This is a genomic window from Streptomyces sp. NPDC023157, assembly GCF_055560575.1.
On sequence record NZ_JBVHIL010000009.1, the window covers coordinates 236,397 to 261,255 of the forward strand.

Here is a 24,859-nt window from a genome sequence, read left to right on the forward strand (position 1 = left end):
CTCTGCTCAGCTTGTGAAGGCGGGCTTCTCCGCGGGCTTCAGCCCGCGGCGGAGCCCGTTTCGCATGAGGCGGCCCACCGGGCGCTCGACCCAGCGGTGGATGGCGTAGGAGAGCAGCAGCACGGAGCTGGTGGTGACGGCCAGGGTGCCCCAGTGCCCGAGCGCCGGGACGTGGTGGGTGAGGCCCTTGGCGAACGGGATGCCGATGCTCACGTGCAGCAGGTAGAACGGGTACGTGAGGGCGCCGGCGGTGATCAGCCAGCGGTGGCGCACGTGCCGCAGCGGCCCGAGCGTGGCCAGCATCAGCACGCCGAGGAACGCGGTGAGGAGCAGCGCGCTCAGCGTCCAGGAGACGGTGTTCGTCGTGCCGGACGTGGCGAGGTGCCAGTTCACCCGGATCTGGAGCACGCTGAGCTGGTAGGCCCAGGCGAGGCCCATCAGGGTCCACAGCATCAGGTTCTGCCCGAAGCGGCACATCAGGTAGAGCACGATCCCGGCGACGAAGAGGCCCGCGTAGGTGCTCAGGACGAACTGGTCGAGCAGGGTGAGCCGCTGGGAGTGGGTGACGAACGCGGCGACCAGCCACACGGTGCAGAAGCCCAGCATCCGCTCGTACGTGGCGCCGAACCTCAGCACGAGGACCATGAGCAGGTAGAAGCGGGCCTCCACGTCGAGGGTCCAGGCGACGCCGTTGAGCAGGTCGGACCCGAGCGGCCCGGGGAGCATCGTCAGGTTCGCGACGAGCGCCCGGGGATGGAGCATGGTCCCCGGGTCCTCGGTCCGCAAGGGGATCAGCGCGACCCGTACGCAGATCAGCAGCAGTACGAACCAGTACGCCGGGAACAGGCGGGAGATCCGCGACACGGCGAACTCGCCCGGGGTGCGGCCCCAGGCGCTCATACAGATGACGAACCCGCTGATGAGGAAGAACATCTCGACGCCGAGCCAGCCGTACATCGCGGCCCGGTGCACGAGGTACGCGAAGACCTTCGGCGACTCGCCCCAGGTGCCCAACTTCGGCGTGCCGAGGAAGTGGAACGCGGCCACGGTGAGCGCCGCGACCAGACGCAGCCCGTCGACCACGGCCAGCCGGGGCGGCCCGGCCGAGGGCCCGGTGGTGGCTTCGGCCGGGGCTCCGGCGGGGGCTCCGGCGGAGGGCTCGGCGGGGCGTTCGGCGCCGCGCGCCGGGGCCTGTTCGTCCGGGATCGCGGGCCGTTCAGGCGTACGGGTGGCGTTCATGTGTTCCTCACGGATCGGTTGCCCCCGTACGACCCGCTACCCCCTTGGATGGTTGCCCGCACCTCATGAGTGGCTGAAAATCGCTTGGACGCACGGGCTGTTCCCTTGGACGTTCACCGTCGTGTCCTCGTCGGGTCTTCTCTCCGTCATCCGGTCTCACTACCGTCCTCGCCGTACCACCCAATGGCTCGACGAGGAACCATTGGTCGTCAGGTCCGCGACTCGGAGGTCGGTCTTGTCCACGGAGATGAACCGGGAGCTGTCCCGCAGGAGGCTTCTCGCGCTGGGCGGCGGTGCTCTCGGCGTCGCCGCCGCAGGATCGCTTCTGCCGCCGTCGTTGCAGGCCGCGATGGCTGCCGAGCCGCCGGCCGGGGGGCTTTCGGCGGTGCGGCACGTCGTGATCCTGATGCAGGAGAACCGTTCCTTCGATCACTACTTCGGCACCCTGCGCGGCGTCCGCGGATTCGGCGACCGCAACGCCATTGAACTGCCCTCCGGCAGGCCCGTCTTCGAACAGCCCGGCGCGGCCGGCCGGACCGTGCTGCCGTTCCCCGTCCGCGGGGCCGCCGAGACGCAGAAGAAGGACCTCCAGTACATCGGCGACCTCGACCACTCCTGGGGCGGCGGCGGGAAGGCGTGGCACGGGGGGTGGATGGACGGGTGGGTTTCGGCCAAGACCGCGGCCACCATGGCGTACTACGACCGGCGTGACATCCCGCTGCACTACGAGCTCGCCGACACCTTCACCATCTGCGACGCCTATCACTCCTCGATCCACACCTCCACCAGCCCCAACCGCAACCACCTCTGGTCCGGCTGGACCGGCCACGAGGCCGACGGCAGCCGCGCCGTCACCAACGCCGCCTACGCGGAGGGCACCCACCCCGGCTACGGCTGGTCCACCTACGCCGAGCGGCTCGAAGCCGCCGGGCGCAGCTGGAAGACGTACACCGAGTGGGAGAACTTCACCGACAACAACATCGAGTTCTTCACCAGCTTCAAGAACGTCGCCCGCAAGGCGCTCGCGGGCACCGGCGGCCACACCTTCATGGAGTCCTTCTACGCCGCCGTCCGCGACACCGACGACCCCGCCGAGCGGAGCCGTCTGCTCGGACTCCTGGAGGAGGGCGTGGCGACCCTCACCGACGCCGAGCGCTCCCTCTTCGAGCGCGGCCTCCGCCGGGTCGAGACCGGCACCCTCGCCGACGCCTTCCGCGCCGACGTCGCCGCCGGGACGCTCCCCGAGGTCTCCTACCTCGTGCCCTCCGCGGTCGACTCCGAGCACCCCGGCGCCTCCTCGCCGGTCGCCTCGGCCTCCCTCGTCTACAAGGTGCTCGACGCGCTCGGCGCCCACCCCGAGGTCTGGCGCCACACCGTCGTGCTGATCAACTACGACGAGAACGACGGCTTCTTCGACCACGTGCCCCCGCCCGTCCCGGCCGCCGACGACCCCGCGGGCGACGCCGAGCGCTGGAAGGGCCAGCCCACCGGCCTCGGCATCCGGGTCCCACTGCTGGTGGTCTCCCCGTGGTCGGTCGGCGGCTTCGTCTGCTCCGAGACCTTCGACCACACCTCCGTGATCCGCTTCCTGGAACAGCTGACCGGGGTCCAGGAGCCCAACATCACCCCCTGGCGGCGGGCCGTCACCGGCGACCTCACCTCCGCCTTCGACTTCCAGCGCACCCGCAGGCAACCGCCCGTCGAGCAGCCCGGACCCGTCCCGCCCTTCACCGGCCGCTGGCGCCCGCAGCCGCCGGCGGTGCAGGCGATGCCCGTCCAGGAGCCCGGCACCCGCCCGGCGCGCCCGCTGCCGTACCAGCCGGACGCCTCGGCCACGGTCGGCGAGGGCACCGTCACCGTCGCGCTGCGGAACACCGGCCGGGCGAGCGCGCACTTCGCGCTCTACCCGTACGCGGGCGAGTTCGCCGTCCCGCAGCACCGGGATGTAAGGGGCACGGCGCAATGGGCGGTCCCCCTTACCGGGGAGCGGTACCGCTTCACGGTCACCGGCCCCAACGGCTTCCGCCGCGAGTTCGAGGGCCCCGCCGACGCAGGCGCCCAGCTCGCCTCGCGCGTCGACCATCACGACCGTGACCTGCACCTCACCGTCCGCAACGACTCCGCGGCCCCGGTCTCCTTCACCGTCCGGCCGCTCGGCTACGTGGACCCCGAGGACCTCGGCGGCCACGGCCGCTGGACCCGTACCGTCACGGTCAAGCCCGGCCGGACCCGTACCGTCGTGCACTCCGCCGCCGACGCCGACGGCTGGTACGACGTCGAGGTGACCGGCCCCGACGGCTTCCGCCGGCGCCTCATGGGTCACATCGAGAACGGGCGCCCCAGCGTCTCCGGGTAGCGGGGCAGAGGGAGCGCCCCGGGCACGGCCGACCGTCCAGGAAGGGCCGGGACCTCGGTCCCGACCCTTCCGGGCAGGCTGTGAGGATCGCCACGAAACGGTCAAACGATCACTTTTGGCTGTAACAGTGGGGCCAGTACCGATCCACCCAGGGAGCGCGTCCGTTGGCAGCCATCGCACGGTGGTGCATCAAGCACCGCCTCGTCGCCGTTCTCCTCTGGCTCCTCGCCCTCGGCGGGACCGTGACCGGAGCGGCGATCGCCGGCAGCGCGTACTCCAACGACTACGAGGTCCCCGGCACCGAGTCCGGCCGGGCCACCGCCCTGCTCGAACAGGGCTTCCACGGCGCCGGCGGGGACAGCGACACCATCGTCTGGCACACCGACCGCGGCAGCGTCCGCGCCGCCGGAGTCGAGCAGCGGATGACCGCCATGCTCGACCAGGTCGCCGAACTCCCCGGCATCGCCTCCGTCGCCTCCCCGTACGGCCCCGCCCAGGGCCAGATCAGCGAGGACGGGCGCACCGCCTACGCCACCGTCACCTTCGACGCGCAGGCCGACGACATCCCCAAGAGCGAGGCCCAGGCCCTCGTCGACACCGCCAGGGCCGCCGCCACCGCCGACGTCCAGGTCGCGCTCGGCGGCAGCGCCGTCGCCCTCACCGAAGCCCCCGGCGGGCACATCGCCGAGGCCGTCGGCGTGATCGTCGCTGCGGTCGTCCTCTTCGTCGCCTTCGGCTCGCTCGCCGCCTCCGTGCTCCCCATCGCGACCGCCCTGGTCAGCGTCGGCACTGCCTACTCCGGCATCGTGCTCCTCGGGCACCTCATGACAGTCGCCGACTTCGCCCCGATGCTCGGCATGCTCATCGGCCTGGGCGTCGGCATCGACTACGCGCTGTTCATCGTCACCCGGCACCGCAAGGGCCTCAAACGCGGCCTGTCCGTGCCCGAGGCCGCCCGGACCGCCGTCGCCACCACCGGCCGCGCCGTCGTCTTCGCGGGCGCCACCGTCTGCATCGCCCTGCTCGGCATGCTCATCCTGCGGCTCAGCTTCCTCAACGGCGTCGCCATCGCCGCCTCCCTGACCGTCGTGCTCACGGTCGCCGCCTCCGTCACCCTGCTGCCCGCGCTGCTCTCTCTCATCGGGATGCGCGCCCTCAGCCGCAGGGAACGCCGCCACCTCGCCGAACACGGCCCCCAGCCCGAGCTGCCCACCGGCTTCGCCGCCCGCTGGTCCGCCTTCGTCGAGCGCCACCCCAAGCTGCTCGGCGCGGTCGCCGCCGTCGTCATGCTGGTGCTCGCGCTGCCGACCTTCTCCCTCCACCTCGGCACCTCCGACCAGGGCAACAACCCCGCCACCGCCACCACCCGGCAGGCCTACGACCTGCTCGCCGACGGCTTCGGCCCCGGCGTCAACGGGCCGCTGACCCTCGTCGCCTCCCTCGACGGCGCGGACGCCAAGGTGGCGATGAACGAGCTGCCCGCCACGCTCGCGCACACCAAGGGCGTCGCCTCGGTCTCCCCGGTCACGTACAACAGCGGCGGCGACACCGCCGTGCTCACCGTCGTGCCCGACTCCTCGCCCCAGTCGAAGGCCACCAGCGAGCTCGTCGACCGCCTCCGCGACGACGTCCTGCCGGCCGCCGCCGACGGCACCTCGCTCCAGGTCCACGTCGGCGGCGTCACCGCCTCGTACGACGACTTCGCCGAGATCATCGTCGGCAAGCTGCCGCTCTTCGTCGGCGTCGTCATCACCCTCGGCTGCGTCCTGCTGCTGCTCGCCTTCCGGTCAATCGGCATCCCGCTCAAGGCCGCCGCGATGAACGTCGCCGCCGTCGCCTCCGCCTTCGGCATCGTCGTCGCGATCTTCCAGTGGGGCTGGGGCAGCGAACTCCTGGGCCTCGGCAGCGCCGGGCCGATCGAGCCCTTCCTGCCCGTGATCATGGTGTCGGTGCTCTTCGGGCTCTCCATGGACTACCAGGTCTTCCTGGTCAGCCGGATGTACGAGGAGTGGCTGGAGACCGGCGACAACCGCCGGGCGGTCCGGGTCGGCCTCGCCGAGACCAGCCGCGTGATCAACTCCGCGGCGGTCATCATGATCTCCGTCTTCCTCGCCTTCGTTCTCTCCGGCGACCGGGTGATCGCCATGTTCGGCATCGCGCTCGCCGCCGCCGTCGCACTCGACGCCTTCGTCCTGCGCACCCTCCTCGTACCCGCCCTCATGCACATGCTCGGCGGCGCGAACTGGTGGCTGCCCCGCTGGCTGGACCGTCGGCTGCCCCGGATCAGCATCGAGCCCCCCGAGTGCCGGGCCGCCGCCGACGCCCGTGACGCCGACGCCGGTGTCGCCGATGCCCGTGACGCCGGTGCCGCCGCCGCCGGGCGTGCGAAGATCCCTGCGCAACGAGTGACCGTTCCGCAGGCCGAGGAGCAAGACGATGTTCGCGATATCGCTGGGTGACGACGGTGCCGAGCTGACCCCGCTGGAGCCCTGGCAGGCCGAGGAACTCCTCGCGCACATGGACCGGGGACGGGAGTTCATCGGCGCCCACGTCGGCCTGCCCGACGTCGTCACCGACCTCGACTCGGCCCGCCGCTACCTCCAGGGGTACGCCGACAAGACCGCCCGCGACGCCGGCCGGCTCTACGGCATCCGCGTCGACGGCGAGCTGGTCGGCGGCGTCATGTTCCGGATCTTCGACACCGAGAGCGGGATGGCCGAGGCCGGCTGCTGGGTCGAGCCCGGGTACGCGGGCCGGGGCCTGGTCACCCGCGCCTGCCGGGCCATCCTCGACTGGGCGATCGAGCAGCGCGGCATCCACCGCGTCGAGTGGCACGTCTCCTCCGAGAACGCCCCCAGCATCGCCGTCGCCCGCCGCCTCGGCATGAGCCGCGACGGCGTCCTGCGGGAGAGCTACCCCTACCGCGGCAAGCGCGCCGACATGGAGGTGTGGTCCGTCCTGGCCCACGAATGGCGGGCGGCCAAGACCTCCTAAGGCACCTCAGGCGCCGCCTAAGGCCCCCCGTACGCCGAACATGCGGCACTCTCCCCATGTGGCCGCACCCCCTGGGCGAGGAAAGTAGTGCTCATCGCAAGGAGCGATGAGCACGAAACCTCAGGGAGCACGCCATGTTCGCCTACGAACTCCACCGCATCCACCACGCCGAGCTCGTCCGCGAGGCCGCCGCCGAGCGTCTCGCCCACGAGGCCGCCCGCACCGCCAACGGCCGCCGCCGGGCGCGGAAGCAGGACCCCGAGGGGCGGGTGAACAGCGACCAGGACCGCTTCGCCCGGGCCGCGTGACCCCCTTATGGGTGCGAACGCGGACGTCTGTGCGATGCTCGGCGCCGTGGAGAACAAGTCAGTGAGCCCCGTGTTCGTCGGCCGGTCCGGCGAACTCACCGCCCTCACCGAGGCGCTCTCCCGCGCGACCGCGGGAGAGCCCCAGGCCCTGCTCCTCGGGGGTGAGGCCGGGGTTGGAAAGACCCGCCTCATCGAGGAGTTCACCGCACTCGCCCGCACCCAGGGCGCGGTCGTCGCCCTCGGCGGCTGCGTCGAGATCGGCGCCGACGGACTGCCCTTCGCCCCCTTCTCCACCGCCCTGCGCGCGCTGCACCGGCGCCTCCCCGAGGAGCTGGCCGCCGCCGCCCGCGGACACGAGGGCGAACTCGCCCGCCTCCTCCCCGAGTTCGGCGACGTCACCCACCACGAGCCGGCCGCCGAGGACTCCACCGCCCGCCTCTTCGAGCTGACCGTACGGCTCCTGGAACGCGTCGCCGCCGACCGCACCGTCGTCCTCGTCCTGGAGGACCTGCACTGGGCCGACGCCTCCACCCGGCACCTCCTCGCCTACCTCTTCCGCACCCTGCACCGCGGCCGCATCGTGGTCGTCGCCACCTACCGCGCCGACGACATCCACCGCCGCCACCCGCTGCGCCCCCTCCTCGCCGAACTGGACCGGCTGCGCTCCGTCCGGCGCATCGAACTCGCCCGCTTCACCCGCACCGAGGTGCACCGCCAGCTCACCGGCATCCTCGCCGCCGAACCCAGCCCCGTCGTCCTCGACGAGGTCTTCGAACGCTCCGACGGCAACGCCTTCTTCGTCGAGGAGCTCATCGCCTCCCACACGTGCGGCACCGCCCTCGGCTCCCTCAGCGAATCCCTCCGCGACCTCCTCCTGGTCCGCGTCGAGGCCCTGCCCGACGACGCCCAGCGCGTCGTCCGCGTCGTCGCCGAGGGCGGCTCCACCGTCGAGTTCGACCTGCTCGCCGCCGTCGCCCGGCTCGCCGAGGACGAACTCATCGAGGCCCTGCGCGCCGCCGTCGGCGCCAACATCCTGCACGCCGCGCCCGACGGCGACGGCTACCGCTTCCGGCACTCCCTCGTCCGCGAGGCCGTCAGCGACGACCTGCTGCCCGGCGAGCGCTCCCGGCTCAACCGCCGCTACGCCGAAGCCCTGGAGGAGGACCCCGGCCTCGTCCGCGCCGACGCCCGCGCCAACCGGCTCGCCACGTACTGGTACCACGCCCACGACGCCGCCCGCGCCCTGCCGGCCGTCCTGCGCGCCTCCGTCGAGACCCGCAAGCGCTACGCCTACGCCGAGCAACTGCGCCTCCTCGAACGCGCCATGGAACTCTGGGACGAGGCCCCCGCCGAGATCCGCCGCGGCCTGCGCCCCATGGACTACGCCGAGGCCTACCCGTCCTGCGGCTGCGACCCCGACACCCCGCTCAGCTACCTCGACCTGCTCGCCGAGGCCGCCGTCGCCGCCCGGCTCTGCGGCGAACGCGAACGCGCCCTGAAGATCGGCAAGATGGCCCACCGGCTGCTCGACAACGCCGAGGACGCCGACCCGCTGCGCTCCGCCTGGTTCTGGGTCGAGCGCGCCCGGCTCCAGTCCAACCTGGCCCGCGGCGACGGCTGGGACGAGATCGCCCGCGCCCAGGAACTCGTCCGCGGCCTGCCGCCCTCCGCCGTCCACGCCGTGGTGCTCGCCTTCGCCGCCGGCTGGGGCATGCTCCGCAACCCGGGCGCCGACGCCCTCGCCGCCGCCGAACGGGCCGTCGAGTACGCCCGCCTGGTCAAGGCCGAGGGGACCGAACTCGCCGCCCGGCTCACCCTCGGCACCATCATGGTCTCCGCCGGCGACACCGAGCACGGGCTCGCCGAGATGCGCGAGGTGGGCGAACGGACCCTGGCGCTCGGCCAGTTCCACGAGGCATCCCGCGCCGCCGTGAACATCTCCTCCGCCCTGGAGGGACTCGGCCGCTCCCGCGAGGCCGTCGAGGTCGCCACCACCGGGATCGCCATGGCCCGCTCCCACGGCCTGGTCGACAGCGCCGGCTGGATCCGCGCCAACCTCGCCGAGTCGCTCCTCGCGCTCGGCGAGTGGGACCGCGTCCAGGAGGAGTGCGAACTGCTGCTGCGCACCGGGGCCGCCGGCTCCAAGCCGGGCGGCACCGCCCTGCTCCAGCTCGCCCACCTCGCCGTCGGGCGCGGCGAACCCGCCCTGGCCGCCGCCCGCCTCGCCGAGGCCGCCGCCCGCTACGGCACCCGCGACCCGATCCCGCAGTACACACTGCCCATGACGCACCTGACGACCGCCGTCGCCGCCGCCGAGGGCCGCCTCGCCGACGTCCGCGCGGAGCTCGCCGCGGTGGCCGGGGCCGGCTTCCCGGCCGGCACCCACCGCTACGGCTGGCCGCTGGTCCTCGTCGCCGCCACGGCCGAGGCCGACGCCCGCGGACTGCCGGCCGCCGCCGAGGGCCGCGCCGCCGCCCTGGACGCGATACGCCGGTGTGTCCGGTCGCTGGCCGCCCCGGCGCCCGTGTGGCAGGCCTACGGGCTCCAGGTCTCCGCCGAGCTGGCCCGTGCCGAGGGCCGGGACACCGTCGAACGCTGGGCCGAGGTCGTCGCCGCGTTCACGCCGCTGGACCGCCCGCAGGAGCTGGCCCGGGCCCGGCACCGGCTCGCCGACGCGCTGCTCGCCGAGGGAGGCCGGCGCGAGGAGGCCGCCGCCCTGATGCGCGAGGCCCACGCCACCGCCGTACGCCTCGGGGCGCATCCGCTGCGCGAGGACGTCGAGCTGCTCGCCGCCCGCGCCCGCCTCCCGCTGCACGCCCCCGGAGGGGCCGGCGGCCCTGCGGAGCCGGAGCCGGCCGACGAGGCCGCCGACGCCTTCGGGCTCACCCCGCGCGAGCAGGACGTGCTGCGGCTGGTCGCCGAGGGGCGGACCAACCGCCAGATCGCCGAGGAGCTGTTCATCTCACCGAAGACGGCGAGCGTCCACGTCTCCAACATCCTCGGCAAGCTGGGCGTCGCCGGGCGCGGCGAGGCCGCCGCCCTGGCCCACCGCCTGCGCCTCCTGGAGCCGACCGCGTAGGGCCGCCCTTCGGATCAGACCCCTAGGAGGCCGCGCCCGGGTCGCCGGCCTCCCGGTCGCCGGTCTCGCGGTCGCCGGTCTCCCGGTCGTCCGCCGCGGGGGAGGGCTCCTCGGCGGCGCCGGGCAGGCGTATCACGACCTTGCCGGAGGTGAGGTCTATCGGGCCCTTGTGCGGGTCCGCGTCGCCCATGTCCTCCCTGGTCAGGGCGAGCCGCTGCCGCTCGTCGTCGGTGTGCTTGCGGCCCGGCGCGAACAGGTCTTCCATCAGGTTGAACATCCGCCTCGCCTTCCTAACCGACCTCCAGCCGGAGGATCTTGTCGTCACCGGGCCCGGGGGTACCCCGGGTGTCGGTCTCACTGGTCACGAGCCAGAGCCGGGTGCCGCCCGCGGTCGCCAGGACCGTGCGCAGCCGCCCGTACTCACCCGTCAGGAACGCCTCGGGCTCCCCGGAACGTTCCGCTCCGGAGAGCGGGACGCGCCACAGTCTCTCGCCCCGCAGTCCGGCCATCCAGACCGCCCCCCGCGCGTACGCGATCCCGCTGGGCGAGGCGTCGGCGGTCCGCCACTGGGCGACCGGGTCCGTGTACCCGGCCCGGCCCGCGCGGCCCTCCACCACCGGCCAGCCGTAGTTCTTCCCCGGCCCGATCAGGTTCAGCTCGTCCCAGGTGTCCTGCCCGAACTCGGACGCCCACAGCCGCCCGGCCGGGTCCCAGGCCAGTCCCTGGACGTTCCGGTGCCCGTACGAGTAGACCACGGAGCCCGGGAAGGGGTTGCCCGGCGCCGGGCGGCCCTCCGGGGTCATCCGCAGGATCTTCCCGCCGAGCGAGCCCCGGTCCTGGGCGAGCCCGGTCCGCCCGGTCTCGCCGGTCCCGGCGTACAGCATCCCGTCCGGCCCGAAGGCGATCCGCCCGCCGTTGTGGATCACCCCCTTGGGGATGCCGGTGAGCACCGGCTCGGGGGCGCCGAGCCGGTCGCCCGGCCCGCCCTCGTACCGCATGCGGACGATCCGGTTGTCCGTCGCCGAGGTCAGGTAGGCGTACACCCAGCCGTCCCGCACGGCCAGCCCGAGCAGTCCGCCCTCACCGCCCGGCACCACCCCGGGCACCACGCCGAGCGCGGTCTTCCGGCCGGTCCGGGCGTCGACCCGGGTGACCGTCCGCTCGTCGCGCGAGGAGACGAGCAGGTCCCCGCCGGGCAGCTCGGCGAGCCCCCACGGCGATCGCAGCCCCTCAGTGAGCACACCCGCGACACGCGGCGCCCCCGGGGACGCCGGCGCCGACGAGGCGGCCGGGCCGGAGGAGGGCGGTGCGGAGGAGGGCGGTGCGGAGGAGGGCGGTGCGGACCCGCCTCCCGCGCTCCCGCCGGACGACGAGCACCCGGCGGTCAGCACCAGCACGACGGCGACCCCCGCCGCGCCTCCCACGACGGTTCGGCCTCGACCTCGACCTCGGCCCATGATCCCGGTCCCTTCCGGCGACGGTGTCTCCCCTTGATACACCGCAGGACCCGCCGGACGCGTCAGTCCCACGACCCCCGCGCCGCCGGCAGCGCGGCGATCTCCGCCAGGTCGGCCCCGTCGAGGGCCAGCTCCGCCGCCCGCGCGTTCTCCACGGCCCACCGCTCCCGTTTCGCGCCCGGGATCGGCACCACGTGCCGGCCGCGGCCCAGCACCCACGCCAGCGCCACCTGCGCCGGGGTGACGCCGTCGCCGTGCCGGGCCGCGACCCGGCGCAGGCCGGCGATCACCGGCTGGTTGGCCGCCATCATCTCGGCCGTGAAGCGCGGATGCCGGGCGCGCAGGTCGTCCTCCTCGAAGCCGCCGCCCGGGGTGAGCGTCCCGGTGAGATAGCCGCTGCCCAGCGGCATCGCGGCGAGGAAGCCCACACCCCGCGCCGCGCACCAGGGCAGCAGCCGCTCCAGGGCCTCCGGCGCCCAGACCGAGAGTTCGGCCTCGACCGTCGCGACGGGGAAGACCTGCTGGATCCGCTCCAGCTGCCGGATCGTTCCCTCATAGCCGCCGGCCGCCCGGCCCCGCCGGGTCGCCCGCGCGCCCACCGCGCACAGCCCGAGCGCCCGCACCTTGCCCGCGCGCACCAGCTCGGCCATGGCGCCCCAGGTCTCCTCGACCGGCACCTCCGGGTCGGCCCGGTGCAGCTGGTAGAGGTCGATGACATCGGTCTGGAGCCGCCGCAGCGACGCGTCGCAGGCCCTCCGCACGTACCCGGGACGCCCGTTGGCCACGATGTGCTGGTCGCCGCCGACGAGCAGCCCGCACTTCGTCGACACGAAGACGTCCGCCCGGCGCTCCTTCAACACCCGCCCCAACAACAGCTCGTTGGTGAACGGCCCGTACATGTCGGCGGTGTCGAGCAGACTGGTCCCGGCGTCCAGCGCCGCGTGCACCGTCCGCAGCGAGCTGTCGCCCCGCCGCTGTGAACCGCTGTACGCCCAGTGCATCGGCATGCATCCGAGGCCCACCGCACCCACATCGAGCGCCGCCGCCCCGATCGTCCTGCGCTCCACCTGCCGGTACCCCTCCCTCTGCCACCCCCCAAAGTAACCAATCGCGCGCGGGATTCTTCGCATAGCCTCCCGGTCATGACGTTCGATGACACCGCCGCTGACGTGTGGCTTCCGATTCCCGTGGACGAGATCGAGGGACTTCCCGCGCCGGGCGCGTCGGGCCTGAACTACCGTTTCTGGGACGGCGGGCCGGAATTCCCGGCCGATCCCGCGCACTGCGCCTTCTACGTCGTCCCGTACATGAAGGGCGAGGAGATCGCGGTGCGCCCGCTCGCCGGGATGACCGCGGTCCGCGCCGTGCAGACGCTCTCCGCCGGCATCGACCACGTGACGCCCGGGATCGACCGGCTGCGCCCCGGCGTCCGGCTGTGCAACGCCAAGGGCGTCCACGAGGCCAGCACCGCCGAACTCACCCTCGCCCTGATCCTCGCCTCGCTGCGCGGCATCCCCGGCTTCGTCCGCGGCCAGGACGCGGAGGAGTGGCGGGCCGGCTTCTACCCGGCGCTCGCCGACAAGTCGGTGCTGATCGTCGGTTACGGTTCGATCGGCGCCGCCATCGAGGACCGGCTCGCCCCCTTCGAGTGCGCGCGGGTCGTGCGCGTCGCGCGCTCCGCACGTGCCACCGAGCGCGGTCCCGTACACCCGATGACCGAACTGCCCGCGCTGCTGCCCGAAGCCGACGTGGTCGTGCTCTCCACACCGCTCACTCCGGCCACCCGGCACCTCGCCGACGCCGGGTTCCTCGCCCGCATGAAGGACGGAGCGCTGCTGGTCAACGTGGCCCGCGGCCCCGTGGTGGACACCGCCGCCCTCCTGAAGGAGGCCGAGAGCGGCCGGATCACCGCGGCGCTCGACGTCACCGACCCGGAGCCACTGCCCGCCGGGCACCCGCTGTGGCACGCCCCCGGTGTGCTCATCAGTCCCCATGTCGGCGGCTCCACCTCGGCGTTCATGCCGCGCGCCAAGCGTCTGCTGGCCGCACAGCTGACCCGGTTCGCGGCCGGGGAGGAGCTCGCGAACCTGGTCCTGACCACCTGAGACGCGCGCCCCCGGAGCGCGCCGGGAGCGAGCCTCCCAGCTCGTCACGGAGAGTACTGCGACCCTGTCCCTGAGTGACGATCCTGGTGTATCGTCCCGGAGCGGGGGACTGCGTCGAGAACGGGCGGACGCTGGGGAGCGAAGTGACGGATCATCAGATTCCGAGGGGGGTGGCGGGTGGAGCACGGCCGAGCGAGCGACGATCCGACGCGGCGGGGCCGACGGCCCACCCGTGCCCCACAGCCGCCCTGCCGGACCGACCGGGCCCCGGCCGGCCCACCGCGACCGGCCCCGGCGGGGACGGCCGCGCCGTCACCGGCACCGACACCCCCGCCGTCCCCGTGCCCCGCACGGGCGACGACCCGGCCCCGCCGCAGGGCGGCGACCGCGCGCCGGACACCGGTGCCGGACCCGGCCGGACCCCCGCCACTCCCCGTGCCGAGGACCCCGCGGCCTCCTGCGGCCATGCCGTGCCACGCCCCGACGCGCAGACCGACAGCCTCTGCGGGCCCGGCGCGCACGGGCACCCCGGCGACGGCCCGGAGGTCCCGGTGAGCACTCCCGGGACACTCGTCCGGCAGCGGCCCGCGAGCGGCGGGGCCGGCCTCCGGTCCGGCGCCGGCCGGACCGCCCCGGGGCCGGGCCGCCAGGGGCCCGGAGCCGGGGGAGTGCTCACCCAGATCGGGCTCGGCCTGGTCTGCGGGGGATACGCCACCGGCGCCGCCCTCGGCTGGGGCTCCGTGGAACTCGCCCTCGTCATGGGCGACTTCGGCCTGAGCGCCGCCGCGCTCGCCGCCGCCGTCTCCTGCTTCCTGTACGCCCGCAGTCACCGCGGCAGCTTCCGCCCCGCGTGGCTCCTCTTCGCCTTCTCGTCCTTCATGGCCTCCGTCGGCAACGGCATCTGGGGCTGGTACGAGGTCGTCCTCCGCCGCGCGGTGCCCACCCCCTCGCTGGCCGACCTCTGCTTCCTGCTCTTCGCGCCGCCCGCCATCGTCGGCCTGCTCGTCCTCGCCAAGAAACCCGTGACCCGGGCCGGCTGGGTCTGCCTCGCGCTCGACGCCTGGCTCATCGGCGGATCCCTGCTCACCCTCTCCTGGAGCCTCGCCCTCGCGCACACCGCGCGCGTGGAGGCCGCCGAGGGCGAGAGCGTCGCCCGCGCCGCGCTCTCCCTCGCGTACCCGCTCCTGGACATCGTCCTCGTCAGCATGGTGCTGGCCCTCCACTTCCGCCGCTCCCACATCAACCGCTCGGCGATCAACACCGCCATCGCGGCCCTCGCGCTCACCGTGCTGTGCGACGCCCTGTTCACCTCGCCGCTGCTGCGCGAGCACTACAGCTCCGGCCAGATCCTCGACGCCGGCTGGTTCGCCGGCTCCCTGCTGCTCGCCTACGCGCCCTGGGGCGCCCGCCGCACCGTGGACCCGGCCGCCGCCCGCGCCCGGCATCCGCACAGCCGCCCCCTCGCCGGGTCGCTCGCCGCCCTCACGCCCTACCTCGCGGCCGCGGTCTGCACGCTCGGCATCCTGTACAACGTCGTCGAGGGACGCAGAGTGGACCGCGTGGTCGTCCTCACCGGCTGCACGGTCGCGCTCGCCCTGGTCCTGCGGCAGGGCATCATGCTGCTCGACAACATCGCCCTCACCCACGAACTGGCCCAGAAGGAGAACCACTTCAGGTCCCTCGTGCAGGGCTCCAGCGACGTCATCATGATCGCCGCGCCCACCGGGATACTCCGCTACGTCAGCCCCGCCGCCTCCGGGGTGTACGGCCGCGACGCGGAGGAGCTGATCGGCTCCGAGCTGGCCTCCCTCATCCACCCCGAGGACCTCGGCGGCGTCGTCCACGAAGTGCGCCGCTTCCTCGCCGCACCGCCCTCCGAGGAGCCCACCACCCGGATCGAGTGCCGCTTCCGCTCCGGCCGCGGCGACTGGCTCAACGTCGAGTCCACCGTCAACCGGCACCAGGGCGGCCTGATCTTCAACAGCCGGGACGTCACCGACCGCGTCCGCCTCCAGGCCCAGCTCCGGCACAACGCCGAGCACGACCCGCTCACCGACCTGCCCAACCGGGCGCTGTTCACCGAGCGGGTCCGGGGCGCCCTCGGCGGCCGCCGCGCCTCCGACCCCGGCACCGCCGTGCTCTTCATCGACCTCGACGGCTTCAAGGGCGTCAACGACCGCCTCGGCCACCAGGCGGGCGACGAGCTCCTCGTGCAGGCCGCCCGCCGCCTCCAGGACTCCGTACGGGCCGGGGACACCGCCGCCCGGCTCGGCGGCGACGAGTTCGCCGCGCTCATCCTCGGCGACGGCAACCGGGACCGGGCCGCCCGCGAGTGCCAGGTGCACGAGATCGCCGACCGGCTGCGCGTCACGCTCTCCCAGCCGTACCGCGTCGACGCCGTCAACGAGGTGCGGGTCGCCGCCTCCATCGGCGTCGCCTTCGCCGAGCCCGGCATGGGCGCCGGGGACCTGCTGCGCAACGCCGACCTCGCGATGTACCGGGCCAAGGCCGCCGGCAAGAACCGCGTCGAGCTCTACGCCCCGCAGATGCAGGCCGAGGTCGTCCGCCGCACCGAGCTCGCCGCCCGGCTGCGCACCGCGCTGCACGACGGCGAGTTCGCGCTGCTGCACCAGCCCGTGGTGGACCTGGCCACCGGCCGGATCACCGCCGTCGCCGCCCAGGCCCGCTGGCGCTCCGCCCAGGGCATCCTCTTCACCCCGGCCGAGTTCCTGCGCGTCTCCGACGGCAGCGAGCGCATCTCCGAACTCGGCCGCTGGCTCCTCGAGGAAGCCGTCGAGCAGGCCGCCGAACGGGCCGGCATCGGACACCGCACCCCGGTCACCATCCGGCTCTCCGCCCGCCGGCTGCTCGACCGCTCGCTGCCGCTCGGCTCCGTCGAGGCCCTGCTGACCCGGCACGGCCTGCCCTCCGGCTCCCTCATCATCGAGCTGGCCGAGAGCGACCCCCGGGACCCCCGGGTCAACTTCGACGAGCTGGAGCAGCGCCTCGCCGCCCTGCGCCGCCTCGGCGTGAAGATCGCCCTGGACGGATTCGGCAGCGGACACGCCGCCATCAACGCGCTGCGCCGCCTCCCCGTCGACATACTGAAGCTGGACCGGGGCCTGGTCGAAGGCATCGTGGAATCGGCCAGGCTGCGCAAGATCACCAGTGGGCTGCTGCGGATCGCCGGCGACCTCGGGATGCAGTCCGTGGCCGACGGGGTGGACGTGCCCGAGCAGGTGCTCGCCCTGCGCTCGATGGGCTGCACCCATGGTCAGGGCATGGCCTTCGCGGGCCCGCTGGACGAGTACCGGCTGCGCCGGGCCCTGGTGCGGGACGAGTACCCGCTGCCCGGACCCGTCCCGGTGAGTGTCGGAAACCGTCCCCCGATCCGCTCACATACTGAGACGCCCGTCCCACCCACTTGACAGTGACTGTGCGTCGGGGAGAGGGTCAGTGCCATGCGCACCCGAATTCTCGTACTTGGAAAGCGCGTCGGCTGAGGCAGGGCCAGAGAAGGCCCGCCTGTAAACGCACCCGACGCGCTCCCCTCGCTTGCCTCCCGGCACGAGGGGTTTTTTGTTGCATCGACTCCCCCCGAAGTCGTAACGAACCCTCGCAAAACGCCTCGCACACCACCTCGCACCAACCCTCTGCTTCGAGAAGAGAATGCTGATGACCGAGCAGGCCACCGGGCACCATCCGCAGCCGCGGCCCCGTAACGGCGCGCAGCCCGCCACCACCGTCGAGCACGTCACGGGTGCGCAGTCCCTCATCCGCTCTCTCGAGGAAGTGGGCGCCGACACCGTCTTCGGCATTCCGGGCGGAGCGATCCTGCCCGCGTACGACCCGATGATGGACTCGAAGCGGGTGCGTCACGTCCTGGTCCGGCACGAGCAGGGCGCGGGCCACGCCGCCACCGGCTACGCGCAGGCCACCGGCCGGGTCGGCGTCTGCATGGCGACCTCGGGCCCCGGTGCCACCAACCTGGTCACGCCGATCGCCGACGCCCACATGGACTCCGTCCCGCTGGTCGCGATCACCGGCCAGGTCTCCTCCAAGGCGATCGGCACGGACGCCTTCCAGGAGGCGGACATCTGCGGCATCACGATGCCGATCACCAAGCACAACTTCCTGGTCACCAAGGCCGAGGACATCCCGCGGACCATCGCCGAGGCCTTCCACATCGCCTCCACCGGCCGCCCGGGCCCGGTCCTGGTCGACATCGCCAAGGACGCCCTCCAGGCGAAGACCACCTTCAGCTGGCCGCCCACCACGGACCTGCCCGGCTACCGCCCGGTGACCAAGCCGCACGCCAAGCAGATCCGCGAGGCCGCCAAGCTGATCACCGGCGCCAAGCGCCCCGTCCTCTACGTCGGCGGCGGCGTCCTGAAGGCCGGCGCCACCGCCGAGCTGAAGGTCCTCGCGGAGCTCACCGGCGCCCCGGTCACCACCACCCTGATGGCGCTGGGCGCGTTCCCCGACAGCCACCCGCTGCACGTGGGCATGCCGGGCATGCACGGTGCGGTCACCGCCGTCACCGCGCTGCAGAAGGCCGACCTGATCGTCGCCCTCGGCGCCCGCTTCGACGACCGCGTCACCGGCAAGCTGGACAGCTTCGCCCCGTACGCCAAGATCGTCCACGCCGACATCGACCCGGCCGAGATCGGCAAGAACCGCGTCGCCGACGTCCCGATCGTCGGTGACGCCCGCGAGGTCATCGCCGACCTGGTCCAGGCCGTCCAGGCCGAGCACAGCGAGGGCCACCGCGGCGACTACACCGCCTGGTGGAGCGACCTGAACCGCTGGCGCGAGACCTACCCGCTCGGCTACGACCTGCCGGAGGACGGCAGCCTCTCGCCGCAGCAGGTCATCCAGCGCATCGGCGAGCTCGCCCCCGCCGACACCATCTACGCGGCCGGTGTCGGCCAGCACCAGATGTGGGCCGCCCACTTCATCAACTACGAGCGCCCGGCCACCTGGCTGAACTCCGGCGGCGCCGGGACGATGGGCTACGCGGTCCCCGCCGCGATGGGCGCCAAGGCCGGCATGCCGGACCGTCCGGTCTGGGCGATCGACGGCGACGGCTGCTTCCAGATGACCAACCAGGAACTGGTCACCTGCGCGCTGAACAACATCCCGATCAAGGTCGCCATCATCAACAACGGCGCCCTCGGCATGGTCCGTCAGTGGCAGACCCTGTTCTACAACCAGCGCTACTCCAACACGGTGCTGCACTCCGGCCCGGACGACGTCAACCCGGGGGCGCGGGGCACCCGTATCCCGGACTTCGTCAAGCTGTCCGAGGCCATGGGCTGCGTCGCGCTGCGCTGCGAGGACCCTGCCGACCTGGACAAGGTCATCGAGCAGGCCAACGCCATCAACGACCGCCCGGTCGTGGTCGACTTCATCGTCCACGAGGACGCGCAGGTCTGGCCGATGGTCGCCGCCGGAACCTCCAACGACGAGGTCATGGCCGCCCGGGGCGTCCGCCCCGACTTCGGCGACGGCGAAGACGACTGACGAGCGAAGAGCCGAAGAGCCAAGGGAAGAGACCCACACCATGTCCACCAAGCACACGCTCTCCGTCCTGGTCGAGAACACGCCCGGCATCCTCGCCCGGATCGCCGCCCTGTTCTCCCGCCGCGGCTTCAACATCGACTCGCTCGCCGTCGGTGTCACCGAGCACCCCGACATCTCCCGCATCACCATCGTGGTCAATGTCGAGGACCTGCCCCTGGAGCAGGTGACCAAGCAGCTCAACAAGCTGGTCAACGTCCTGAAGATCGTCGAACTCGAGCCCAGCGCCGCGATCCAGCGCGAGCTCGTCCTGGTGAAGGTCCGCGCCGACAACGAGACCCGCTCCCAGATCGTCGAGATCGTCCAGCTCTTCCGCGCGAAGACGGTGGACGTCTCGCCGGAGGCGGTCACCATCGAGGCCACCGGTTCGAGTGACAAGCTGGAAGCGATGCTCAAGATGCTGGAGCAGTTCGGCATCAAGGAGCTCGTGCAGTCCGGCACCATCGCCATAGGGCGTGGCGCCCGGTCCATCACGGACCGGTCCCTGCGGGCCCTCGACCGCAGCGCGTGACACACCCGTCCGTCAACGGGCGCTGACCGCGGGTCCATCCGGCGGTCCGCCTGGCGAGACCCGAAATCCTTCCTCCCGCACCCCGCCGTACGGTGGGACGCAACACCAGCACCTCAAGGAGATACCCAGTGGCCGAGCTGTTCTACGACGCCGACGCCGACCTGTCCATCATCCAGGGCCGCAAGGTCGCCGTGATCGGGTACGGCAGCCAGGGCCACGCCCACGCGCTGTCGCTCCGTGACTCGGGTGTCGACGTCCGTGTCGGTCTGCACGAGGGCTCCAAGTCCAAGGCCAAGGCCGAGGAGCAGGGCCTGCGCGTCGTCACCCCGGCCGAGGCCGCGGCCGAGGCCGACGTCATCATGATCCTGATCCCGGACCCGATCCAGGCCCAGGTCTACGAGGAGTCCATCAAGGACAACCTCAAGGACGGCGACGCGCTGTTCTTCGCCCACGGCTTCAACGTCCGCTTCGGCTTCATCAAGCCCCCGGCCCACGTGGACGTCGCCCTGGTCGCCCCGAAGGGCCCGGGCCACCTGGTCCGCCGTCAGTACGAGGAGGGCCGCGGCGTCCCCGCGATCGCCGCGGTCGAGCAGGACGCGACGGGCAACGCCTTCGCGCTGGCGCTCTCCTACGCCAAGGCCATCGGCGGCACCCGCGCCGGTGTCATCAAGACGACCTTCACCGAGGAGACCGAGACCGACCTCTTCGGCGAGCAGGCCGTCCTCTGCGGTGGCGCCTCCGCGCTCGTCAAGGCGGGCTTCGAGACCCTGGTCGAGGCCGGCTACCAGCCGGAGATCGCCTACTTCGAGTGCCTCCACGAGCTGAAGCTGATCGTCGACCTCATGTACGAGGGCGGCCTGGAGAAGATGCGCTGGTCCGTCTCCGAGACCGCCGAGTGGGGCGACTACATCACCGGCCCGCGGATCATCACCGCGGACACCAAGGCCGAGATGAAGAAGGTCCTCACGGACATCCAGGACGGCACCTTCGCCAAGAACTGGATGGACGAGTACCACGGCGGTCTGAAGAAGTACAACGAGTACAAGACCCAGGACGAGAAGCACCTCCTGGAGACCACCGGCAAGGAGCTGCGGAAGCTCATGAGCTGGGTGAACGACGAGGAGGCGTAAGCCCCTCGGTGCGGGGCCGGACAGGGTGTCCGGCCCCGTGCCACATCTATGGACACCCCGTCCAACCACGGACGGGTGATCCTTCCAACGAGGCGTATGAGCTGCGCCGACGCACCACTACACTGCTCAACAACATACGCGTCAGGCCCACAGCGTCGTGCGCTTTCACGCGGCAAGCCCCCTCCACGCCTGCGGCCGTCGGGACGGCCGTCCGCACTGGATCTGTGAGGACTCACGTGAGCTCGAAACCTGTCGTACTCATCGCTGAAGAGCTGTCGCCCGCCACCGTAGACGCGCTGGGCCCGGACTTCGAGATCCGGCACTGCAACGGCGCCGACCGCGCCGAGCTGATCCCCGCGATCGCCGATGTCGACGCCATCCTGATCCGTTCCGCGACCAAGGTCGACGCGGAGGCCATCGCCGCCGCGAAGAAGCTCCGGGTCGTCGCCCGCGCCGGCGTGGGCCTGGACAACGTGGACGTCTCCTCGGCCACCAAGGCCGGCGTGATGGTCGTGAACGCCCCGACCTCCAACATCGTCACCGCCGCCGAGCTCGCCTGCGGCCTCCTGGTCGCCACCGCGCGCAACATCCCGCAGGCCAACACCGCCCTGAAGAACGGCGAGTGGAAGCGCTCGAAGTACACGGGCGTCGAGCTGAGCGAGAAGACCCTCGGCGTCGTCGGCCTCGGCCGCATCGGTGTCCTGGTCGCCCAGCGCATGTCCGCCTTCGGCATGAAGATCGTCGCGTACGACCCCTACGTGCAGCCGGCCCGCGCCGCCCAGATGGGGGTGAAGCTGCTGGCCCTGGACGAGCTCCTGGAGGTCGCCGACTTCATCACCGTCCACCTGCCCAAGACCCCGGAGACCGCCGGTCTCATCGGTGACGAGGCGCTGCACAAGGTCAAGCCCTCGGTCCGGATCGTCAACGCCGCGCGCGGCGGGATCGTGGACGAGGCGGCGCTGTACTCGGCGCTGAAGGAGGGCCGGGTCGCCGGCGCGGGCCTCGACGTGTACGCGAAGGAGCCCTGCACCGACTCGCCGCTCTTCGAGCTCGACGAGGTCGTCTGCACCCCGCACCTGGGCGCCTCCACCGACGAGGCCCAGGAGAAGGCCGGTATCGCGGTGGCCCGTTCGGTGCGCCTGGCGCTCGCCGGCGAGCTCGTCCCGGACGCGGTCAACGTGCAGGGCGGCGTCATCGCCGAGGACGTGAAGCCGGGTCTGCCGCTGGCCGAGAAGCTGGGCCGGATCTTCACGGCGCTGGCCGGCGAGGTCGCGGTGCGGCTGGACGTCGAGGTGTACGGCGAGATCACCCAGCACGATGTGAAGGTGCTCGAACTCTCCGCGCTCAAGGGCGTGTTCGAGGACGTGGTCGACGAGACCGTGTCCTATGTGAACGCCCCGCTCTTCGCGCAGGAGCGCGGTGTCGAGGTCCGCCTCACCACCAGCTCCGAGTCGCCCGACCACCGCAACGTGGTCACCGTGCGCGGCACCCTCTCGGACGGCCAGGAGGTGTCGGTCTCCGGCACGCTCGCGGGCCCCAAGCACCTGCAGAAGATCGTCGCGGTCGGCGACTACGACGTGGACCTGGCGCTCGCCGACCACATGGTGGTGCTGCGCTACGAGGACCGCCCGGGCGTCGTCGGCACGGTCGGCCGGATCCTCGGCGAGGCCGGTCTGAACATCGCGGGCATGCAGGTCTCCCGTACGGAGGAGGGCGGCGAGGCGCTCGTCGTGCTCACCGTCGACGACACGGTCCCGGCGGCCGTGATCGCCGAGATCGCGGAGGAGATCGGCGCCAACTCGGCCCGCTCGGTCGACCTGGTCTGACGCACGGGTCCACTCGGACGCGTTCTCCGTACCCGGTCGATAGACGCACGTCTTACACAGGTGTCTATCGACCGGGTACAGTGCTGTCCATGGGACACAAGGAAGATCTGCTCGAAGGCGCCAAGCGCTGCCTCCTGGAGAAGGGCTACGCCCGCACGACCGCCCGTGACGTCGTGGCCGCCTCGGGCACCAACCTCGCCTCCATCGGCTACCACTACGGCTCCAAGGACGCCCTGCTCCAGCAGGCCTTCCTGGCCCTCACCGAGGAGTGGGGCCAGCGGGTCGGCGCGGCGGACGCCGAGGGGGCCGGGGAGCCGCCCGCCGACCCGTACGAGCGCTTCCGCGCCGTCTGGGAGCCCCTGATCGGCGCCGCCGAGGGCAGCCGCCCGGTCTGGAAGCTGCAGACCGAGGTCGTCACCCGGCTGGACGACGACGAGAAGCTGCGCGAGGCGATCAAGGAGCCGCAGCGCGAGGGCCGCCTCGGCATGGCCGAGGGCATGCTCGGCCTCGACCCCGAGGCCGACCCCGAGAAGGCCCGCGTCGCCGGGCTGCTCCTCCAGGCGCTCGCGACCGGCGTGATGATCCAATGGGTGGTCGACCCGGAGACCGCGCCGAGCGCCGACGACCTGACGGCCGGCCTGAAGGTGCTGATGGGCGAGCGGGACTGACGCCCCGTCCGTCCTGAAACGGTCACAGCCCGCCCGGAGCCGTCGCCTCCGGAGCTCCGCTGCTGCTGTCATGGCAGGGACCACGCCCACCCGCGATGCCTCCAGGAGGCCCCGTGTCCCAGCGCCGCACCACCAGGTTCCTGCTCGGTCTCTTCGCCGCCGGACTGCTCATCGGCGGAGCCGCCCAGCTCGCCAAGATCACCTCGGACGCCCCCGCGGCGCGGACGGTCGCCATGAACAAGGCGGAACTCGTCGGGGCCTGACGCCCCGCCGCCACGGCCGCTCCAGCTCGGCGGCTACAGCTTGGCCGCCTTCAGCGCCATGTGCAGCAGCAGCCGGTCCTCGCCCGCGTCCAGGTCGAGGCCGGTGAGCTGTTCGACGCGGGAGAGGCGGTAGTAGAGGGTCTGGCGGTGGATGCCGAGGGCCGTCGCCGTGCGGCCCGCCTGGCCCGCGTGGTCGAGGAACACCTCGGCGGTGCGGGCCAGTTCGGCGTGGGCCGGGGCCAGCAGGGTGCGGACGGCCGGGTCGGGTTCGGCCGGCGGGAGCGCGGTCAGCAGCCGGTACGGGCCGATCGTGGACCACTCCGCGAGCGGGCCGAGGTGCGGCTGGGCGGTCGCCGCGCGGGCGGCCGAGCCCGCCTCGTGCCAGGACACGTCCAGGTCCGCGAGCCCCCGCCGGGGCGTGCCGACCCCGGCGACGGCCGTCGGGCCCGCCGTGCCGCGCAGCCGGCCGGCCGCGGTGACGGCGGGGGAGAGGTTGTCGGCCGAGCGGAGCCGCACCAGCACGGCGAGCGCGCGCGGGGCGGCGGCGGGGACCGGGGCGGGGGCGCCGGACGGGGCCGCCGCGGGCCGCCACGGCACCGTGCACAGGGCCGCCGCGCCCGGCACCGTACGCGGCGACGGGGAGTCCTCCGCGGCCCAGGGCGCCAGGCAGACCAGGGCGTGCAGGCCGTCCGCGTCCGGGCCGAGGGCGGTGCGCAGGGCGGCGAGCGCCATGTCGTACTGCCAGCCGCGCTCGGCCGACAGGGCGGCCCGCAGCTCCCGGGAGAGGTCCGCCCCGGCCCGCTCCTCGTCGGCGAGCAGGTCACCGATCCGGGCGGCGACCTCCATGGCGGCGGTGAGCTGCGCGTGCGAGGGGCCGGGCTCGGCGTCGAGCAGCCAGACGTAGCCGAGGACGACACCCCGATGGCGTACCGGAAGACAGATCCGGTCCCGGAAGACGCCCGCGTCCGGGGCGGCCGGGATACGGACCGGGCCGGTCGCCCGGGTGATGCCGAAGCCCTCGAACCAGGCCCGGACGGCGGGGGTGGACTTCCGGGTCAGGATCGAGCGGGTGCGGACCGGGTCCATCGCCTCGTCGTCGTCGCTGTCGTGCGCGCCGAAGGCGATCAGCCCGAAATCCCGGTTCTCCAGGGTCGCGGGGGCGCCGAGCAGCGCCGAGATCTCGTCCACCAGCTCCTGGTAATCGCCCTTCACGGCGCCATTCTCGCACCGCTCGCGCCGTCCTTCAGACAGATGTCTGAGAGCGTGGCCACGGATGCGTGACAGCTGTAGATGGCGGACGATCGGAGCGGTCCTTAGGTTTCACGGTGGTTCTTCGTGCTGTT

At 72.8% G+C, this 24,859-nt stretch carries 18 protein-coding genes; 13 read left to right on the plus strand and 5 right to left on the minus strand.

Annotated features, from left to right (window positions below):
* Positions 1-6: 6 nt before the first annotated feature.
* The gene (locus ACZ3ZE_RS29725; RefSeq protein WP_467261438.1) at positions 7-1,239 is read right to left on the minus strand and encodes an acyltransferase family protein; all 1,233 of its coding nucleotides are present in this window, start codon (positions 1,237-1,239) and stop codon (positions 7-9) included.
* 247 nt (positions 1,240-1,486) lie between these two features.
* Here ACZ3ZE_RS29725 and ACZ3ZE_RS29730 point away from each other — a divergent pair, with 247 nt between their 5' ends.
* The 5 genes from ACZ3ZE_RS29730 to ACZ3ZE_RS29750 all read left to right on the plus strand — a co-directional run bounded on the left by ACZ3ZE_RS29730 (position 1,487) and on the right by ACZ3ZE_RS29750 (position 9,976).
* Positions 1,487-3,595 carry a phosphocholine-specific phospholipase C gene (locus ACZ3ZE_RS29730; RefSeq protein ID WP_361175626.1) on the plus strand — a complete coding sequence of 703 codons (2,109 nt, stop codon included), beginning with the start codon at positions 1,487-1,489 and terminating at the stop codon, positions 3,593-3,595.
* A gap of 164 nt (positions 3,596-3,759) precedes the next feature.
* Positions 3,760-6,054, plus strand: a complete 2,295-nt coding sequence (locus ACZ3ZE_RS29735; protein WP_361175207.1) for an MMPL family transporter — start codon at positions 3,760-3,762, stop codon at positions 6,052-6,054.
* On the plus strand, positions 6,032-6,589 hold the full coding sequence (locus ACZ3ZE_RS29740) for a GNAT family N-acetyltransferase (RefSeq protein ID WP_361175205.1): 558 nt from the start codon (positions 6,032-6,034) through the stop codon (positions 6,587-6,589). Before ACZ3ZE_RS29735 ends, ACZ3ZE_RS29740 begins: the two co-directional genes overlap by 23 nt.
* A gap of 134 nt (positions 6,590-6,723) precedes the next feature.
* Entirely contained in the window at positions 6,724-6,897 is a 174-nt protein-coding gene (locus tag ACZ3ZE_RS29745; protein ID WP_361175202.1) for a hypothetical protein, read from the plus strand.
* A 7-nt stretch (positions 6,898-6,904) separates the two neighbouring features.
* Positions 6,905-9,976, plus strand: coding sequence for a helix-turn-helix transcriptional regulator (locus tag ACZ3ZE_RS29750; protein WP_467261440.1), 3,072 nt, complete (start codon positions 6,905-6,907; stop codon positions 9,974-9,976).
* A gap of 22 nt (positions 9,977-9,998) precedes the next feature.
* Here ACZ3ZE_RS29750 and ACZ3ZE_RS29755 read toward each other — a convergent pair whose 3' ends face one another.
* The 3 genes from ACZ3ZE_RS29755 to ACZ3ZE_RS29765 all read right to left on the minus strand — a co-directional run bounded on the left by ACZ3ZE_RS29755 (position 9,999) and on the right by ACZ3ZE_RS29765 (position 12,500).
* A complete protein-coding gene (locus tag ACZ3ZE_RS29755; RefSeq protein ID WP_467261442.1) occupies positions 9,999-10,253 on the minus strand; it encodes a DUF6191 domain-containing protein in 255 nt (84 codons plus the stop codon).
* Between the two features lie 13 nt (positions 10,254-10,266).
* Positions 10,267-11,433 carry a PQQ-dependent sugar dehydrogenase gene (locus ACZ3ZE_RS29760; protein ID WP_361175193.1) on the minus strand — a complete coding sequence of 389 codons (1,167 nt, stop codon included), beginning with the start codon at positions 11,431-11,433 and terminating at the stop codon, positions 10,267-10,269.
* A 62-nt stretch (positions 11,434-11,495) separates the two neighbouring features.
* Positions 11,496-12,500 (minus strand): aldo/keto reductase, encoded by a 1,005-nt coding sequence (locus ACZ3ZE_RS29765; protein WP_467261444.1) that lies wholly within the window; start codon positions 12,498-12,500, stop codon positions 11,496-11,498.
* A gap of 75 nt (positions 12,501-12,575) precedes the next feature.
* On the opposite strand from ACZ3ZE_RS29765, the gene ACZ3ZE_RS29770 reads away from it, so the two are divergent.
* The 8 genes from ACZ3ZE_RS29770 to ACZ3ZE_RS29805 all read left to right on the plus strand — a co-directional run bounded on the left by ACZ3ZE_RS29770 (position 12,576) and on the right by ACZ3ZE_RS29805 (position 23,516).
* Positions 12,576-13,538, plus strand: a complete 963-nt coding sequence (locus ACZ3ZE_RS29770; protein WP_361175187.1) for a 2-hydroxyacid dehydrogenase — start codon at positions 12,576-12,578, stop codon at positions 13,536-13,538.
* A gap of 668 nt (positions 13,539-14,206) precedes the next feature.
* On the plus strand, positions 14,207-16,966 hold the full coding sequence (locus ACZ3ZE_RS29775) for a putative bifunctional diguanylate cyclase/phosphodiesterase (RefSeq protein WP_361175623.1): 2,760 nt from the start codon (positions 14,207-14,209) through the stop codon (positions 16,964-16,966).
* 241 nt (positions 16,967-17,207) lie between these two features.
* Positions 17,208-19,061 carry an acetolactate synthase large subunit gene (locus ACZ3ZE_RS29780; RefSeq protein ID WP_361175184.1) on the plus strand — a complete coding sequence of 618 codons (1,854 nt, stop codon included), beginning with the start codon at positions 17,208-17,210 and terminating at the stop codon, positions 19,059-19,061.
* A 40-nt stretch (positions 19,062-19,101) separates the two neighbouring features.
* The gene (gene ilvN / locus ACZ3ZE_RS29785; RefSeq protein WP_046905405.1) at positions 19,102-19,629 is read left to right on the plus strand and encodes an acetolactate synthase small subunit; all 528 of its coding nucleotides are present in this window, start codon (positions 19,102-19,104) and stop codon (positions 19,627-19,629) included.
* A 128-nt stretch (positions 19,630-19,757) separates the two neighbouring features.
* Positions 19,758-20,759 (plus strand): ketol-acid reductoisomerase, encoded by a 1,002-nt coding sequence (gene ilvC, locus ACZ3ZE_RS29790; RefSeq protein WP_361175181.1) that lies wholly within the window; start codon positions 19,758-19,760, stop codon positions 20,757-20,759.
* A gap of 236 nt (positions 20,760-20,995) precedes the next feature.
* Entirely contained in the window at positions 20,996-22,585 is a 1,590-nt protein-coding gene (serA, locus tag ACZ3ZE_RS29795; protein ID WP_361175178.1) for a phosphoglycerate dehydrogenase, read from the plus strand.
* An 89-nt stretch (positions 22,586-22,674) separates the two neighbouring features.
* On the plus strand, positions 22,675-23,253 hold the full coding sequence (locus ACZ3ZE_RS29800; protein WP_361175175.1) for a TetR/AcrR family transcriptional regulator: 579 nt from the start codon (positions 22,675-22,677) through the stop codon (positions 23,251-23,253).
* Positions 23,254-23,366: 113 nt separating this feature from the next.
* The gene (locus tag ACZ3ZE_RS29805; RefSeq protein WP_361175173.1) at positions 23,367-23,516 is read left to right on the plus strand and encodes a hypothetical protein; all 150 of its coding nucleotides are present in this window, start codon (positions 23,367-23,369) and stop codon (positions 23,514-23,516) included.
* A gap of 33 nt (positions 23,517-23,549) precedes the next feature.
* Here the strand turns inward: ACZ3ZE_RS29805 and ACZ3ZE_RS29810 are convergent, their stop codons facing one another.
* On the minus strand, positions 23,550-24,728 hold the full coding sequence (locus ACZ3ZE_RS29810; protein ID WP_361175170.1) for a PucR family transcriptional regulator: 1,179 nt from the start codon (positions 24,726-24,728) through the stop codon (positions 23,550-23,552).
* Positions 24,729-24,859 lie beyond the last annotated feature (131 nt).